Genomic DNA, 17,070 nt, shown 5'->3' on the forward strand with positions numbered 1-17,070 from the left:
AAACCAAAAATTGGATTAGCAAGTCTTCTTTGAATTATTACTTCATACATTGATCATGTGCTGCCGATGGATAAATACATCGGTTCAGGTCGAGCTGATCACTAGTGCGATTGAATTGAGGGTGTTGTCTCTAATGCTTTTGACGGCGCCTCAACTGTAAAACGTGGTTCGTCTAACCAGGCGTTCGCGAAAAGAAGATTTAAGTTCGCCGGCCACCCAACTAGAATGACTGCTGGAAATCAGCCCGAACTACCAAGTTCTTTAGCCCCGTAATGGCGTTCAGTCTTACTAGCAAGGTGCCTGGGGTAACTAGTCAGAGAGTCTGTAGGTAGATAAATCAGGACTACGCGTTTACGCCCCCGTCCACGCTTAACCCGGTGCCGGTGATGTGTTTAGCGCTTGGGCTTGCGATGAACGCGACCGCCACTGCGACATCCTTCCCAGTACCGTATCGGCCTAATGCTGAATGAGCCCTCATCGCATCGGCACCATCACCATCGGCTGGGTTCATATCAGTGTCCGTAGGTCCAGGATGCACAGTATTAACGGTGATGCCACGCGGTCCTAGCTCACGAGCAAGTCCTCGTGTAAAGGAAAGTAGGGAGGACTTGGACATGGAATAGACTGTGACCGATTCGAAGGCCACACGCTCCGCCAGACAGGAACCGATATTGATGATTCTTCCGCCCTCTCCAAGATAGGTAATGGCTGCTTGAGAAGCCAAGATCACTGCTCTAATGTTTACGGCGATGATCTGGTCTATCTGATCCAGCGGCATTGTCTCTAGCGGGCAAATAAAAGCGACGCCCGCATTGTTTACTAGTATGTCCAACCCTCCTAAAAGCCTAGCTGCCTCATGTACAGAACGCGTAGCTGCTTGGGGATCCGCACTATCGGCCTGGATAGGGAAGGCTTTAACACCCAATCCCTCAATTTCTCTGGCCAGTTCCTCCGCCGCATCCCCAGAGCGAACATAGCTGAAAGCAATATCAGCTCCTTTTTCTGCCAACTCGATAGCGATAGCTGCGCCAATACCACGTGCAGCGCCAGTGATGAATGCACGTTTGCCTGAAAGTTCTTTCATGACTGTCCCATTAGTAGATTTGAGATTTACCGCGACCATTCGGGGTCACTAAACCCAGAAGCTGAAGCTTAAGCGTCACTAGCGCTTTGCAAAACGACTTAGTCCCCTCGATTTACGCCATACGGTTTAGTCGAACTTGTTTCCCCTTCCGAAATTAGAATCTACTGATGAGGCGGCTTTAAGAGGAATAGACTTTCGGTACAGCGCTCAAATACGCCGTTGCAACGGGGATTGCGCCGAGCGCAATGAACCCTGAGCGGGCAGTTAAGACACTTCAGCCTCAACCGTAACCTCATAAGCGCTAACACCCTGATGTGCGGCCAGCCGTCTGATGCTTTGAGGAGGGTGCCCGATAACTCTGATGAAGGCTCTGCGCATCCGCTCCGGATCCTTGAAGCCAACCGAGTGTGCTATCAGTTCGATCGGTTCCGCCCCACGTTCAACGCGCAGCCTCGCGACCTCGACACGCAAACGCTCCACAGCTTTAGCGGGTGTTTCCCCCGTTTCCAGCAGAAAGGCTCGACCAAATTGGCGCAAGCTGAGGCAAGCAATTGATGCCAAATGCTCTGTTGATAGCTGTTCGTTTAGATGCTCTCGCATGTAGGAAAGCACCTCCCTCATGCGATCCGTCGTCGGCTCCATATCGGCCATGGCCGAAAATTGTGACTGCCCTCCTGGCCGACGGTGGTACACGACCATGGCGCGGGCGACCTCATGGGAAACAGCATTTCCCAGATCTTCCTCAATCATGGCCAGCGCCAGATCGATTCCCGCAGAGATGCCAGCAGACGTCCAGATGCCACCATCCTTCGTAAATATATGATTGGGCTGTACCCGCACCTTCGGAAAATTGCGTTGCAGTCGCGCGGTCTGCCTCCAGTGTGTAGTAGCCCTGCGACCGTCTAACAGGCCCGCCGAAGCCAATAGAAAAGCCCCGGTGCAAACACTCGCAACTCGCCTAGTACCTTTCGCGGCCGCATTAGCGAGGTGGTCCGACACCATGGGGAGGTCATAGGGTTTGGAAAAAGCCTTACCGCCGACCACTATCAACGTATCGTACGGGCTTGATCTGATCTTCTGACTCCTTACTTCTAGACCAGACGAACTCATCACAGGACCGCCCGACAACGAAACCACCGAACAGCAGTAGGGATCTGGTACCCCAATCTCTTTAGCGATCTCAAAGGCCGCCAGCGGACCGCTGAGATCCAGAATCTGAAACTCGGGAAAGACCAGGAAAGCGATGTCACGCATGGAATTACCTTCTTAAAAAATCATAGATCCTGCTCGGAATTACTGTTCCCCGCCAGCGTCCTATTGGCCGATTTTCGTAACGCTGGCCCCAAATCATCCTCTAAAAATTTTATGGCGAAAAGAGCAAAAAACCCTCAAAAAACGTCATCGTTTTTGTTCGCCTCTCAGTCCCGCTTCGCTATCAGCCTTCCTGTTTGTGACACCTGCTCCTAATGTAATCCGACGACCAAAAAGGAGGGAACTAAGTCCTTTCTCCCGCCATAAGTGACGTAGAGAATGCTCCAGTTTCTCAACAGGAGAGTCGTCATGGTTGTAAGGGCAGACAGCTCGAACCGTCTTGACTGGAGGCGGACACAATGAGCACATCAAAATTATCGGAAGACATTTCAGCGTTAGAAAAGTCATCAAGCCCGTCGAATGTGGCTGTGCTGGCAATAGCCCAGGGTTTGTTCACGGCAGCCATCGCAATCGATCTCACGTTGACCGGTTTGACGGGATATCAGCTCGCACCCGATAAATCGCTTGCGACTCTGCCCTTTGCACTCATCACCGTAGCAGGCGCGATTGCGACATATTTCGCCTCTACTCTGATGCAGAAAATAGGTAGGCGGCGTGGATTTGTACTAGGTGCCCTCACCGGCGCGATAGGCGGATTGATTTCCGTATGGGCAGTTTTCCTAAACTCTTTCTGGCTGTTTTGCATGGGGACAGCCGCCGTAGGTATTTTTCAAGCGTTTGCCCAGTATTACCGATTGGCTGCGACAGATTCGGAACCTGACAATCGCAAAGCGCGCGCGATCTCGTTGGTGCTTGCGGGCGGAGTGATCGCCGCTTTTCTTGGGCCTTTGTTGGCGAGTTGGAGCACAGATTTGTTCCCAGTCCTATTCGCCGGCTCGTACTTGATGGTATGCCTGCTGGGCCTTGCCTCCGCAGCATTACTTTGGCTGGGTTACCAAGATGCACTTCCAGAACCATTGGAACTGCATGACCACGAACAGCCGCCACGCAAATTACTCACAATATTCAAGCAACCTATTTCACTAGCGGCACTCTCGAATAACGTTATTGGCGGCGTGGTGATGATGTTCATCATGACCGCGACACCGCTGGCTGCTGTCGCCAGCAATCACTCCATAAATGATGGCGCCAGCATTATTCAATGGCATTTAGTGGGTATGTACGCGCCGTCACTATTCGCTGGGCGCCTGATTGCCCTATTCGGATTGCCTCCGATTTTATTCCTGGGAATGGCACTAAGTGCAGCTTGCGGATTGATTGCACAGTTTTCGGACAGCTTGACCGCGTTCTATATCGCGCTTCTTTTTTTAGGCGTCGGGTGGAATTTTATGTTTGTTGGTGGCACAACCTTATTGACTTCCTCCTACCACCCCTCCGAAAAGGCCAGGGTGCAGGGAGTGGCAGAGTTTATTCAATATACATTCACTGCATTTTCCACTTTGGCCGCCGGCCCCATATTGCAATTACTTGGCTGGAAGGGCATGAATAATATTGTTTTTCCGCTAATCGCGGTATCCGCGGTTATTACCTTAAGGTGGATGCGTGCCGACCGCAGAACAAAAATCGCCAATGGCGAACGCGTTCTAGACAATGAAAACAGGTCGATGACGTGATTTTTCACGCATGCCGTGCACTGTAAAAAAGTCGCGGTGTTGCTGGAGAAGCAAAAACCTTGGCTTCCAAGAAGCGCCATTTCATATTTCATGCGAATTAGCCATCGGAAGTTGGCATTCACACAACAGTCAAGCTAGAACAGGAATAAATTCGGAGTAATTATGAGCGCTAATTCCAAACCCCGCATTAGGCTGGCACTTTATTCGGCAGGCATGCTTTGTATTTCCGGAGTCATTGCCTTTAGTGTGGTCGATAGCTCAGAGAAAGCTGTAGCACAGGAAGGCCCGCTCCCAATCCAAGAGGTAGATGTCGCGGTCGTTAAAAGAGAAACCGTTACCGACTGGCAAATCTATTCTGGCCGATTAGCAGCGGTGGAAAAAGTTGAGGTTAGGCCGCTGGTGGCAGGAACCATAACGGACGTCAACATACATGACGGCCAATTGGTTAAAAAAGGGGACACTCTGTTCGTCATCGATCCACGACCTTACCAAGCACAAGTCGAACGAGCTAAGGGGCAGGTTGCAGCAGCTCAGGCTCGCGCCGCGTACACGAAAAGCGACTGGGAGAGGGCACAGCGCCTAATTGCCGAAAATGCAATAGCGAAACGTGACTACGATGAAAAAAACAACGCAGCATTGGAGGCCAGTGCCAATCTTAAGACTGCTGAAGCGGCGCTGGATGCCGCTAAAATTGATCTCGGCCATACCCAGATTACAGCTCCAATTTCTGGTCGCGTATCGCGGGCAGAAATAACACTTGGAAACATCGTAAACGCCGGAGCAGGCGCGGCGCCTTTAACGATGCTTGTCTCTGTGAACCCCATTTATGCAGAGTTCAACGCTGATGAGCAGACTTATCTTAAGTACATCAACAGACTCGGCAATAAGGCTACTGTTCCGGTTGATCTAGGGCTTGCAGATGAGACAGGGTATTCGCGCCGGGGAGTCATCCAATCCGTAGACAATGAACTCGACACTACCTCAGGCACTATCCGCATGCGTGCACGGTTTGACAACGCTGATGGCACCATGGTCCCGGGGCTATATGCGCGTGTAAAAGTGGGCGGCAGTGAGCCATACGCGGCCCTCCTTATTGATGATGCGGCAATTGGCACCGATCAAGATAAGCGATTTGTCTTGGTCGTGGGAAAGGATGACCATATTGTTTATCGCCCGGTAGCGCTGGGAAATCTACAAGGCAATGATCGCATTATCACGTCCGGACTCGAAGAGGGCGAACGGGTGGTGGTAGGCGGTATTCAGCGAGTCCGTCCAGGGGAGCAGGTTCTAGGAAAGATAATTCCCCAAAGTGACGCTCAGGCTAGAAACGCTCACTGACCCACGACAGCACTAACTAAAATTCACCAATAAACAATGAATGCCCCTCAGGCACTTAGGATTTATTGGTCCGTGCATTGATTATAAAACAGAGTGCATCCTTAAGCGTCCTGTTGTCTTTTTAACCCTCAAGCAGCGCTGAGAGAAAGTAGCCGCCTCACTTAAAGAGTCATTAATGAACATATCAAAGTTCTTCATTGATCGTCCGATCTTTGCGGGCGTACTATCCGTGGTGATCCTGCTTGCAGGGTTGATAGCAATATTTAAACTGCCGATTTCTGAGTATCCAGAGGTCGTTCCGCCCTCGGTCACAATCAGCGCACAGTATCCTGGAGCGAACCCAAAAGTCATTGCCGAGACAGTTGCTGCGCCGCTTGAGGAAAAAATCAACGGCGTTGAGAATATGCTGTACATGCAGTCTCAAGCGAACAGTGACGGTAACCTGACCATCACTGTAACTTTCGCATTAGGAACTGACCCGGACTTGGCTACCCAGTTGGTACAGAACCGAGTCAATCAAGCATTGCCACGACTGCCCGAAGATGTACAACGATTGGGTGTTACTACGCTCAAAAGCTCTTCTTCATTAGTTCTTTTTCTGCACCTCGTGTCGCCGAATGATCGGTACGACACAACGTATTTGAGAAACTACGGCCTACGGAACGTCAAAACGCGCTTTGAGCGGATACCTGGCGTTGGCCGTGTCGATATGTGGGGGGCAGGTGACTACGCAATGCGTGTGTGGCTTGATCCGCAGAAGGTAGCACAGCGTAATCTCACCGCCTCGGAGATTGTCACTTCCATTCAAGAACAGAATATTCAGGTTGCTGCGGGTGCCGTTGGTGCTGCGCCCTCTTCGCCGGGTACTGCAGTACAGCTGACAATCAATGCCCAGGGTCGCTTGAAGACCGTCGACGAGTTCCGCGACATCGTTCTCAAAACTAGCCCGAATGGCGCAGTTACTCATCTGCGGGATGTCGCCCGAGTCGAACTCTCTGCGGCTGAATACGGATTGCGTGCGCTGCTGGACAACAAACCCGCCGTCTCCCTCGCCATCTACCAATTGCCTGGCGCTAACGCGCTGGAGATCTCTGATCAAATCCGCGCTGCACTCAAAGATCTCAGCGCTGATTTCCCTCCCGGCCTGGATTACAGGCTTATCTACGACCCCACTCGCTTCGTGAAGTCGAGCATTCAGGCGGTTATAGAAACACTGCTCGAAGCCATCGCACTGGTGGTCGTGGTCGTCATTGTGTTCCTCCAATCATGGCGTACAGCGATCATTCCTTTGATCGCTGTACCGGTGTCCATCATCGGTACCTTTGCGCTCTTGCTGGCCTTCGGCTTCTCGATCAATGCCCTGTCGCTTTTCGGAATGGTGTTAGCCATTGGTATCGTCGTTGACGATGCCATCGTTGTGGTTGAAAACGTGGAGAGGAACATAGCCAGCGGTCTGACCCCGAGGGACGCCACGTATAAAGCCATGCAAGAGGTCAGCGGCCCCATCATTGCTATCGCACTCACGTTGGTTGCTGTATTTGTACCGTTGGCATTTATGAGCGGTCTCACGGGCCAGTTCTACAAGCAGTTTGCAATGACCATTGCGATCTCTACGGTGATCTCTGCTTTCAACTCACTCACGCTCTCTCCAGCCCTCAGCGCACTACTTTTGCGTAGCCACGACGCTAAGCAAGACGCCTTAACGCGGGTGATGAATAAGCTACTGGGCGGTTTTTTTCGAGCATTCAACAAGGTTTTTAATCGTGGCTCGGAGCAATACTCGAAAGGCGTAACAGGCGTCCTTAAGCGCAAGGGCAGCATGCTGGTTGTTTATGTGGTTCTTCTGGGACTCACGGCGGTTATGGGGAACGTTGTGCCTGCTGGGTTCATTCCCATGCAGGACAAGGAGTACTTGGTCACCATCGCCCAGCTTCCCAATGGCGCTTCTCTTGACCGTACGGAAGAAGTGATTCGCCAGATGAGCGAAATAGTCATGAAGCAGCCGGGCGCAGCTCACGCAGTCGGCTTCCCTGGCATGTCCGTTAACGGATTCATGAACAGTTCTAGCGCAGGGATTGTCTTTGTCCCCCTCAAGCCTCTCAGCGAACGTACATCGAAAGATGAGTCCGCCGCGGCCATCGTCGCATCCCTTAACCAAAAGTTCGCCAGTATCAAAGGAGCCTATGTCGCAGCCTTTCCACCGCCTCCAATACTCGGGCTTGGCACACTGGGTGGCTTCAAAATGCAGCTGGAAGACCAAGGTAGCCTCGGGTATGAGGAGCTTAACAAGGCCGCTCAAGCATTCATGGCCAAGGCTGCAGTGACCCCGGAGCTTGGTGGGTCACTGACAAACTATCAGATCAACTTCCCGCAGCTAAACGTCGAGCTAGACCGTGTGAAAGCCAAACAGCTGGGCGTGTCCGTTACCGATGTATTCAAGACCATGCAGGTATACCTTGGCTCCTTGTATGTGAATGACTTCAACAGTTTTGGCCGTGTATATCAGGTACGAGTGCAGGCCGACGCACCGTTTCGTCAGCGAGCAGATGACATCCTTCAGCTGAAAACCAGAAACGACCGTGGAGAAATGGTGCCCCTATCGTCTCTGGTTCGTATCACCCCAACCTACGGTCCGGACATGGTGGTTCGGTATAACGGCTACACCGCAGCGGATATTAACGGCGGCCCAGCGCCGGGCTATTCGTCTGGCCAGGCCCAAGCAGCAGCAGAGCGCATTGCAGCCGAGGTGTTGCCTCAAGGCGTAAAATTCGAGTGGACTGAGCTGACTTACCAAAAGGTTTTGGCAGGTAATGCCGGTATGTGGGTCTTCCCTGTCAGCGTCCTGCTCGTATTCCTCGTACTGGCCGCACTGTACGAAAGCTTGACCCTCCCTTTGGCGGTAATCCTGATCGTTCCCATGAGCATCTTGTGCGCACTCACGGGGGTGTGGCTCACGCAGGGAGACAACAACATCTTTACCCAGATCGGGTTGATGGTATTGGTCGCATTGGCTTCTAAAAACGCCATCTTGATCGTCGAGTTCGCCAGAGAACTAGAGCATGACGGGTACACGCCGCTGACGGCAGCCATTGAAGCGAGCCGCTTGCGTCTCCGACCAATTCTCATGACTTCGATCGCCTTCATCATGGGCGTTGTTCCACTGGTGTTTTCCACTGGTGCGGGCTCAGAAATGCGCCAAGCCATGGGGATCTCGGTGTTTTTCGGCATGTTGGGCGTGACCCTGTTCGGTCTCGCACTGACACCTGTCTTCTACGTAGTCCTGCGTACGCTGGCAGGTGGCAAAGTACACGTGGCTCAAAAAGACGCGCCTCACCTGACAACGGAAGCATTGGACGCATGATCGGAGCCAAACGAATGATCCAATTACCCAAAAAGTCTATTTTTGGACTGCTAACTTCCTCAGCGCTGCTTTCGCTGCTATCAGCATGCTCTGTGGATCCGACATACAACCGCCCCGACGTTCCGACTCCGCAGGCGTTCAAGGAAGCTTCGACTGAACAGAAGCAAGCATCATTGCCCAAAGATAGCGCCTGGAAAAACGCTGAACCAGCCGATGCCGAGCATCGTGGGGAATGGTGGCTAGTCTTTGGCGATCCGGTGCTAAACGACCTGGAGCGGCAAGCCGCAGAGGCTAATCAGAATCTGAAGGCGGCTGCCGCACGAGTACAGCAATCGAGAGCCTTGACCCAATCAGCCCGAGCGGGATGGTTCCCGTCCCTAGATGCGGGATTTGGTCCTACGCGTGAACGCCTGTCTCCTGCCTCACAATTGTTGTCTGACGATGCGAGTGGGTCCACGCAGACTCTTTGGCGGGCGCAGGCGACAGCCTCTTACGAGGTAGACCTGTTCGGGAAGGTGGATTCACAAGTGAACACCGCGCTCGCTAATCAAGCACAGAACGAGGCGCTGTATCGTTCTGTGCTGTTAGCCCTCCAAGCTGACGTGGCTAAAAATTATTTCGAGCTGCGTGAGTACGACAACCAACTTCGACTATTTCGTCGCACGGTCACCCTGCGTGAAAACACCCTGAAATTAGTAGAGGGGCGATTCAAAGAGGGCGACATAAGCGAACTTGACCTCTCGCGAGCGCGCAACGAACTATCTACCGCGAGGGCGGACTCGGTAGGGATCGCACGGCTGCGTGCGACGTCAGAACATAGTCTTGCAGTGTTGTTGGGTAAGTCTCCTGCCGACTTCGACTTCCCTGACTCACCTATAGAGCCCATCGCGACCCAGGTGCCTATCGGGTTACCATCAGCCCTACTGGAGCGCCGTCCAGATATTGCTGCCGCCGAGAGAGCTATGGCCGCGGCTAACGCACAAATCGGATTGGCGAAATCAGCATTTTTCCCGCGGCTTAACATAAATGCCGCCGCCGGCTTCGAGTCGTCATCGCTGGGGAATCTGTTCGACTGGTCGACTCGGTCTTTTCTACTAGGCCCCCTTGCGGGAACGGCGCTGACGTTACCGATATTTGATGGTGGTCGGAGGAAAGCAGATCTCGCCTCTGCAAGGGCTCGATACGACGAGCAGGTTGCGAAGTATCGGGAGCAAGTATTGGTGGCGTTTAGAGAGGTAGAGGACAACCTGGCAGATCTGAGGTTGCTCGATGATCAGAAAGGTAATCAAAGCGAAGCTGTTGCAGCATCAATACGGACAGAGCGACTTTCTAAAACTCAGTATGAAGAGGGGCAAATTAGCTATTTGGAAGTTATCGATGCTCAGCGCCAGGTCTTACAAACCGAACTGCAACTGAGCCGTCTGACGGGCACTCAGGCCATTGCAACGGTGAGCCTGATTAGAGCCTTAGGTGGGGGGTGGGACCGAGCCGACGCTAACATTGCCTCCAATGGGCGTTAGCGGTGATCACGCAGCCTGAACGGCTTTGAATTGCTCATAAAAAGCGGGTCAACTTGACCCGCTTTTTATGCTTCAAACCCAACGGAAATTTCCCGGCCAGAGCCAAACCGCAGTAAGCGTCCGCTCAACACACCTTGCCTAATTAGACGGGTGCCTACCTGTCGCAAGATTGCACTCCAGTTGACTACGCGTTTGCATTCGATTTGACCTTTCATTGTGAGCATCCGGCGACCTGACCTAGGTACTCGGCACCGATCGCCTGAATGCAGGATTCTCGCAATCTGTTTTCCCGGAACGCCTACGCAAAAACCGCAACCCTACAGTTCACGTACCATCACCAAGTCTCGGTGGACATCATCGCCGCATTGAAAACTGGTTTCTCCTACTGTAAAAAATCCATTACGTTGGTAGAAGCCTATTGCACGGGCATTCTGATCATTCACCGTGAGCCGGATACGATCTGAAATACCAGTAAGCGTCGCAGTTAAGAGGAGTTGTGCGGCACCGGTTCCATGGTGTTTTGAATCGACATAGCATCGCTTTAACTCAGGGATGCCATCCGCCAGTGGGATGTTTAATCGATCTGGTTTGTAGTCGACCAAACTGAAACCCACGATATCTCCGGCTTCCTCCAACACTCGCACCTCTTGGCTTGACGTATCCAGCGCGGCCTGAAAACAACGCGCGGTCAGATTTTCGCTGATGTAGCGCTCCAATTCTTCTGCTGGAGTGTCTGCTGGGCACGCCAGTGAAAAGGTAGCCTTTGCGATTCTACTCATGCTCTCAGAGTCACCCGTTATCGCTGGACGCACACGCATTCATCGCTCCTTGGATTGGCAAATATTAGCGCGTACCGACCATTGAGGTGGCAGCTACGCAACTCAAGTGTTACGAAGTGAGCCTATGGAATGCAAGCTTGTCGAGAGTCCATGAGCACGAATAATGATCAAGCAAGGAGCCTCGGCCGGACTACAACAGAGCTGTGAGGTCAGTTCGTATGCGTCCGCCGAAGTCACGTTGCATGACTAAGCAGATATGCGCCGCCGATCCTCATTCTCATATCCCGGGCGATTAGCTCAACTTCGTACAAGCCGCCAATCGAGTGCCGTGCCTAACAAACCGCAGCCAGCCGGAACTGGTCTTGGACCCTTCGCGAACTTACGATTCTGAGCTAGGGCTCAGCTCCTCGAAGCACGGATTCTTGACGGAAGAAACCTGCAGTTTGGTGCCGCCGTAAGTGGGCCATCCCGTGACCGGTAATGAGGGAAAAATGTCGTTTCCGCCTCCTGTAGTCAGACGTAGAGTCGAACGTTCGAACAGTAAGATTGACTCATCCTCATCCAGGAGAAGGACGCTCATCGCCGTTCAGGCGCTTCAACGCAAGGAAACGAGAAATGGCCAAAAAGTGCTTGGGGGCCCAGCGGATCACCCGATGTTTGCAGCGAACAAAAGCGGCTCTGAGAGTCATGGCCACTCATGACACCCTGCCAAAAAGTAGCACATTGAAGATTGCGATTTTTTGACCTAGACCGTTTAAAAAAAAAGCGAAACTTTCTAATAGGTAAATGCATGTATGAGCGAGAAGACATTGTTATTGACCGGTGCCAGTCGTGGCATAGGCCATGCCACCGTCAAACACTTTCAAGCCGCTGGGTGGAGGATTTTCACCGCCTCTCGCCAGGACTGGGTCGCTGAATGCCCATGGGCCGAGGGCTTACTCAACCACATTCATCTTGATCTCGAAGATATTGATAGCGTCAGTGACAGCCTGGCGGCCATCAGGGAAAAATTGGGCGGGCGCTTGGATGCATTGGTAAACAATGCCGGAGTTTCGCCAAAGGGGCCGGAGGGGACACGCCTTGGTGTTCTGGAGTCCGACTATGCAACCTGGATCAAGGTCTTCAATGTCAATCTGTTTTCTACGGCCCTCCTTGCGCGGGGGCTGTTTGATGAATTGAAAGCTGCAAAAGGCAGCATCATCAACGTTACCTCTATTGCAGGATCCAAAGTGCACCCGTTCGCAGGTGTCGCTTATTCCACATCCAAAGCTGCGCTCTCCGCCCTGACTCGGGAAATGGCCTTTGATTTTGGCCGACATGGCGTAAGGGTCAACGCTATCGCACCTGGAGAAATCGAAACCTCAATACTGTCCGCAGGCACTGCGGAAATCGTTGAACGGCTAGTGCCGATGAACCGGCTGGGCAAACCTGAAGAAGTTGCCTCGCTCGTCTACTTCCTTTGCACCGGTGGCGCTTCTTATGTAAACGGCGCAGAGATTCACGTTAACGGTGGCCAGCATGTCTAACGTTAATGGCCGGATCTGAGGGTGTTAAGCCATAGTGAAAAAAGGTCCTGTAGCAGCAGTTTTCCACGTGGTGATTCGGCTTAGGGCATAGCAGATGATAGGGCTCGAACTTGTTGGTGGCGGTCAGTTTGCTCTGCATCGGGCAGCCATAATCCGGCACAGAGCATGGACTTCACTGACCGTTCAACCCGTGGTTGGGCCGGTAGTCTTTGCTGTCTATTCTGTCCTGTGGCGAAGTTGAGCATCGCCTTACTTTTCTGCCTGACCTCGCTACTACGAATTGGACAGAAGCCGCGCTCTAGTCGCGAGATGCACTGCAAGGCAACCCTCTGGATACTCCTGATCCTCAGCCCATCCTCGAGCTTTCCCTCAGTTAACGCTTCCACGGGGGCTGGCTCGATTTGTCCGCCACCGCTCGTTTGTTGTCGTCCGTTTACGCTAGGTCGTCGCTGCAGCGACTGCCGTTGAACGCCCTCCAATCGTCTTGTAGAGAAGGCAGTATGTCTCGCGTTATTAATCACTCCGGTTGCAGTTCCAGTGCTCCCGAAGGTCTGACTTTCAGTTTTCCTGCATTCAATAAATCGCAAGCGGCGATGGCATGGAGGCTGCTATGCGCTCTGTAGTTATTCCTTCAGGCGTTTCGCGGCTGGTTAGCAAAACGTCGCGCATAAACAGTCGTGGCGACTACCTATTGCCGTTTCCAGACTATCCCTGCAACGCACGCAGCTTTGTTCAACTGGATGCCAGATTGCTGCCTTATTGGCATACGTTGTTCGATGTGTGTCCGGGGCTGCTCAAGCTAGATCCACCAGACGGCTTGAACATATTTCGCAGTTTTATGACCTGGGCGTACCGCAATCATCCGTCGCTGAATTGGACTTACTACCTGAGTGTCTGCCGTTGGTTACTCACGTCGACCTATCGGGCGCACATCCACGAAGAACACATTGATGCCTTCATGACTGCGGCAGCGGCCCGGTGGATAAATACTGACGATAGCCAAGCACGAGGACTGGTGTTGGCTTGGCAAGGCTCGCCGATGAGGGTGTTTGACTGGAAAGTAGCGCCTCGTTCTATCGCTGGTGTTGACCCTGAAAAAGAGGATTTCCCACCGGCACTCTGGGATTTTTCCTGGTGTCCTCTGACGGGGAAAGGGGGTGCCGGGTTTCGACGGTGGTTGCCCATCCCCGAATACGAGCGGCAGACGCAGGTATCGAAGGCTGCGCGTGATGAGCAGAAGCCCTGCTAATGCGTAAGCGTCACATTATCGGAGCATGGCTGAGCCTGTTCGCCATACTGATGATTTTTGCCGGCCCCCTGATCAGTCAGGGGATCAGCCTTTCCCATGGCAAAAGTCAACCAATGAGCATGGCTGGCATGGAGTGCCACGACATGCTTGGCACGAGCCAGAAGTCTCACCATGCTTCTGCCGGCAAGACCCATGATCTGGTCGTGTGGGAAAAATGCGGATATTGCTCTCTTCTGTTCCAGCATCCCGCTCTCGCCGAGTCAAACCTGTCCAGGTTTCAACTTAATGTTCCACCGTTACAGCTTTTTTCTACTCACTTAATTCCCCAGCAAGCAGCGCCACCGATATTCCTCGGTGCAAGAAGCCGAGCGCCACCGATTCGATCGTTGAACGTCATACCCACTTTTGGCTGAACGCGCATTGCCGACTCTGCATCGACCGGCTTTTGAGTCCGCCGACGCCGAATCCCTCTGCGCGTTCTGCTTCAAATGACTTTTATCGGAAGATCCCATGTACTCGGACAAGAACGGGCCGCTGTTTTACATTGATCCATCGCGTCTGCGTTGGCGCCATGCCTTTTGCGTGTTTCTGGGGCTAGCATTACCGGTCATTGCGCACCCACAAGACGGTGCCGTGGATGTACCCCCAACATCCGATCAATCACAGATTTGGACGTTGGAAACCATAAACGTTTCTGGGGCGCGTGAAGGCTACAGCGCACCATCTTCTGCGTCGGCCACTCGTACCGACACGCCCCTGGTCGAAGTCCCGCAATCCGTTCAAGTTGTAACGCAAACGATGCTCAAGGAGCAGGACAGTCATTCGCTTGCTGACGCGCTGGTTAACGTCTCAGGGGTAAGAGCAACCAAGCCGCAAGAGGCACTGTTCGCTCAGCCAATTGTGCGCGGTTTTCCGGCGGAAATTTACATGAACGGGCTGCCTGCATTTGGCGGCACGGCAGCGAGCATCGACCCGACCAGCCTCATAGGCACCGAGCGCATTGAGGTACTCAAAGGCCCAACATCAGCGTTGTACGGCGGGGGTATCGGCGCACCGCTGGGTGGTTTGATCAACGTAGTGTCTAAACGGCCCGAGACCGAGCCAAGTGCACTGCTGTCGATGCGCACCGGTAGCTTCGGCACAGTGAATCCTTCGCTGGATCTCAACACACCCATCGGCGACAAGGTCGCCGCACGGATTGCCGCTGACTATCAAGAAAATGACAGCTGGATTGACCACGTCAACGGCCATCAGTGGTCGATACAACCAAGCATCGCGTTCCAGCTATCGCCAGAGACTGAACTGTTACTGCGCGGCCAATACGAGAATCGCAGCCAGCTCGAATATTCCGGCCTGCCAGCCGCCCAAGCATTGAGCGGGCAGATTGATCGCAACGCCTTCCCAGGAGCGACCAACGGACAGCCTCACACCACTATCGAGAATCGAACAACCACCGCCGAGCTCACGCATGAGCTTAATGACGACACACGACTGACCGTCAGCGCTCAGTATTACGAGGGCAAAGTTCGTGATTATGGCAGCCTTGTATATCCGGACCTTCTGGGACCGAATCCCACGACACCCACGGTTTACCCGATATTCAAGCTTTACCTGCCCACGAACATCCGGGAAAGCACACTGGATACCAACCTAGGCTCCAAAGTCGAAGCACTGGGCGGAGATCATGAGTTACTGGTTGGTATCAATTACGACAACACTCACTTCAACTCGGGGATGTCCGGCGTTGAACCCATCGGTGAGCTTGACCTTGCCAATCCGGGATATGGGATTTCCTACGGCGCGACGCCCGAAACAATCGTGTCCCAGACCAACCGTTACGAGACGAAGGCCTTATACGTTCAGGATCAAGCGACCTATGGCCGTTTGCACTTGTTGGAGTCGTTGCGATTGACCCAGCTCGACATCAACCAACAAGAGCAAGGTGTAGATACTTCATATCGTCGTTTGACACCACGGTTTGGCATCAGCTATGACCTGACCGAAAGTCTTGCGCTCTACACGTCGTATTCCACCGGTTTCAGGGGGGCGTTCAACTTCACTGGTAACGAGACACCCAAGCCTGAGCTGTCTCGCAATTATGAGGCGGGCGTCAAACTGGCGTTCAACGATCTGGGCATTTCTGGCACTCTCGCCATGTTCGAGCAGACGCGTCGTAATGTGTCCACCCCTGATCCTGACCCTACCTACGCGATTCTGGGTTACTCGGTACAGAGCGGCGAACAACGCGCTCGCGGGGTAGAAGCGGATCTGGTTTGGGAACCGACCCCCGATTTTTCATTGCTGGGTAACTACGCCTACACCCAGGCAGAAATCACAGAGGACAACTCGATTCCGGTCGGTGATGGACTGCCTCGCGTACCACGGCACAGTGGTCGCCTCGCAGCCCGCTATCGGATACTTGATGGCGCCGCTAAAGGACTGGGCTTCGGTGCCGGTATTACGGCAGTCAGTGCGCGTGAGCTGACCCTGCCTAATACGGTATCCGTACCAGGCTACGCACTGCTGGATGCGCAGACTTCCTACGATTTCGACCGCTACACGATCTCGGTTTCGGCGGTAAACCTGACAGGTCGCAAAGTCTTTGAAACCTATCAATATATGGGCTCCCCAGTGGTTCTACCCACTCAACCACGTTCAGCGTACCTGACGCTGACGGCCAGTTTCTAAGGACACCATCATGATCGATACGCGGTAATTCCGCAGTCACAGATATTAGCGAGTGGGTGGCAGCAAGCTGCCATCCCTACCGCTAACCCTACTTGGACATCCAGGCAATCACGGCTTTGTAATCTTCGGCGCTACAGTCCGTGCACAATCCCCGTGGTGGCATGGCTTTAAAACCCTCGGTCACGTGCTTGACCAATACGTCGGTGCCTTGCTCCAAGCGTGGTTTCCAAGCCACTTGATCACCTTTTTTTGGAGCCATGGGTGACTGGCCGTTATGGCACATAGTGCAGGAGCGGCTGAACACCGCTTCAGGCTCTTGGGCGGCATAAGCATTTGAAAGTACGAGTAAACAAACAGCTGCCAATATTTTTTTCACGGTGGACCTCGTTGGGCATTTTTATAATCACGCGACGCCTTCGCAGGGGCAGAGTCAATCCGTTGCGGATGAGCATTACCAGTTCATTCTCCGCTTGGCAGAAAGCACATCACGAAGGCGTTTTGAGTTTAATAAGAGTGTTTTGACACCCCAAGTGCGACAGGCCGCCGCACCAGACGGCCTAATCTTTGAGGTGAGGTGCGCCTGAGAGCCAGGCGCGCTATCTGTGGCGAGTTGTCGCAGGTGATTCTTTATGTCGATGCG

The 17,070-nt window shown here is 53.1% G+C and carries 12 protein-coding genes; 8 read left to right on the plus strand and 4 right to left on the minus strand.

The window, feature by feature from the left end:
* Positions 1 to 343: 343 nt before the first annotated feature.
* Together AC0IYN_RS14765 and AC0IYN_RS14770 are read right to left on the minus strand one after the other, a co-directional pair.
* On the minus strand, positions 344 to 1,084 hold the full coding sequence (locus tag AC0IYN_RS14765) for an SDR family oxidoreductase (protein WP_016973809.1): 741 nt from the start codon (positions 1,082 to 1,084) through the stop codon (positions 344 to 346).
* A gap of 264 nt (positions 1,085 to 1,348) precedes the next feature.
* Positions 1,349 to 2,338, minus strand: coding sequence for a GlxA family transcriptional regulator (locus AC0IYN_RS14770; RefSeq protein WP_016973808.1), 990 nt, complete (start codon positions 2,336 to 2,338; stop codon positions 1,349 to 1,351).
* A gap of 356 nt (positions 2,339 to 2,694) precedes the next feature.
* Between AC0IYN_RS14770 and AC0IYN_RS14775 the strand changes: the two genes are divergently transcribed.
* The 4 genes from AC0IYN_RS14775 to AC0IYN_RS14790 all read left to right on the plus strand — a co-directional run bounded on the left by AC0IYN_RS14775 (position 2,695) and on the right by AC0IYN_RS14790 (position 10,188).
* Complete coding sequence (locus AC0IYN_RS14775) at positions 2,695 to 3,969, plus strand: MFS transporter (RefSeq protein WP_177054729.1); 1,275 nt, start codon at positions 2,695 to 2,697, stop codon at positions 3,967 to 3,969.
* Between the two features lie 162 nt (positions 3,970 to 4,131).
* The gene (locus tag AC0IYN_RS14780) at positions 4,132 to 5,307 is read left to right on the plus strand and encodes an efflux RND transporter periplasmic adaptor subunit (protein WP_080520268.1); all 1,176 of its coding nucleotides are present in this window, start codon (positions 4,132 to 4,134) and stop codon (positions 5,305 to 5,307) included.
* A 175-nt stretch (positions 5,308 to 5,482) separates the two neighbouring features.
* Complete coding sequence (locus tag AC0IYN_RS14785) at positions 5,483 to 8,668, plus strand: efflux RND transporter permease subunit (protein ID WP_016973805.1); 3,186 nt, start codon at positions 5,483 to 5,485, stop codon at positions 8,666 to 8,668.
* A gap of 14 nt (positions 8,669 to 8,682) precedes the next feature.
* Positions 8,683 to 10,188, plus strand: a complete 1,506-nt coding sequence (locus tag AC0IYN_RS14790) for an efflux transporter outer membrane subunit (RefSeq protein ID WP_471841996.1) — start codon at positions 8,683 to 8,685, stop codon at positions 10,186 to 10,188.
* Positions 10,189 to 10,505: 317 nt separating this feature from the next.
* Here AC0IYN_RS14790 and AC0IYN_RS14795 read toward each other — a convergent pair whose 3' ends face one another.
* Positions 10,506 to 11,006 carry a GNAT family N-acetyltransferase gene (locus AC0IYN_RS14795; RefSeq protein ID WP_177054728.1) on the minus strand — a complete coding sequence of 167 codons (501 nt, stop codon included), beginning with the start codon at positions 11,004 to 11,006 and terminating at the stop codon, positions 10,506 to 10,508.
* 755 nt (positions 11,007 to 11,761) lie between these two features.
* Here AC0IYN_RS14795 and AC0IYN_RS14800 point away from each other — a divergent pair.
* The 4 genes from AC0IYN_RS14800 to AC0IYN_RS14815 all read left to right on the plus strand — a co-directional run bounded on the left by AC0IYN_RS14800 (position 11,762) and on the right by AC0IYN_RS14815 (position 16,430).
* Positions 11,762 to 12,493 carry an SDR family NAD(P)-dependent oxidoreductase gene (locus AC0IYN_RS14800; protein WP_025110493.1) on the plus strand — a complete coding sequence of 244 codons (732 nt, stop codon included), beginning with the start codon at positions 11,762 to 11,764 and terminating at the stop codon, positions 12,491 to 12,493.
* Positions 12,494 to 13,103: 610 nt separating this feature from the next.
* The gene (locus tag AC0IYN_RS14805) at positions 13,104 to 13,742 is read left to right on the plus strand and encodes a putative natural product biosynthesis protein (RefSeq protein ID WP_177054727.1); all 639 of its coding nucleotides are present in this window, start codon (positions 13,104 to 13,106) and stop codon (positions 13,740 to 13,742) included.
* Positions 13,742 to 14,155 (plus strand): DUF2946 domain-containing protein, encoded by a 414-nt coding sequence (locus tag AC0IYN_RS14810; protein ID WP_177054726.1) that lies wholly within the window; start codon positions 13,742 to 13,744, stop codon positions 14,153 to 14,155. Before AC0IYN_RS14805 ends, AC0IYN_RS14810 begins: the two co-directional genes overlap by 1 nt.
* Positions 14,156 to 14,252: 97 nt before the next feature.
* The gene (locus AC0IYN_RS14815) at positions 14,253 to 16,430 is read left to right on the plus strand and encodes a TonB-dependent siderophore receptor (protein WP_177054725.1); all 2,178 of its coding nucleotides are present in this window, start codon (positions 14,253 to 14,255) and stop codon (positions 16,428 to 16,430) included.
* Positions 16,431 to 16,518: 88 nt separating this feature from the next.
* On the opposite strand, the gene AC0IYN_RS14820 is transcribed toward AC0IYN_RS14815, so the two are convergent.
* The gene (locus AC0IYN_RS14820) at positions 16,519 to 16,806 is read right to left on the minus strand and encodes a c-type cytochrome (protein ID WP_177054724.1); all 288 of its coding nucleotides are present in this window, start codon (positions 16,804 to 16,806) and stop codon (positions 16,519 to 16,521) included.
* Between the last annotated feature and the right edge of the window lie 264 nt (positions 16,807 to 17,070).

Source organism: Pseudomonas sp. AC112 (genome assembly GCF_979253545.1).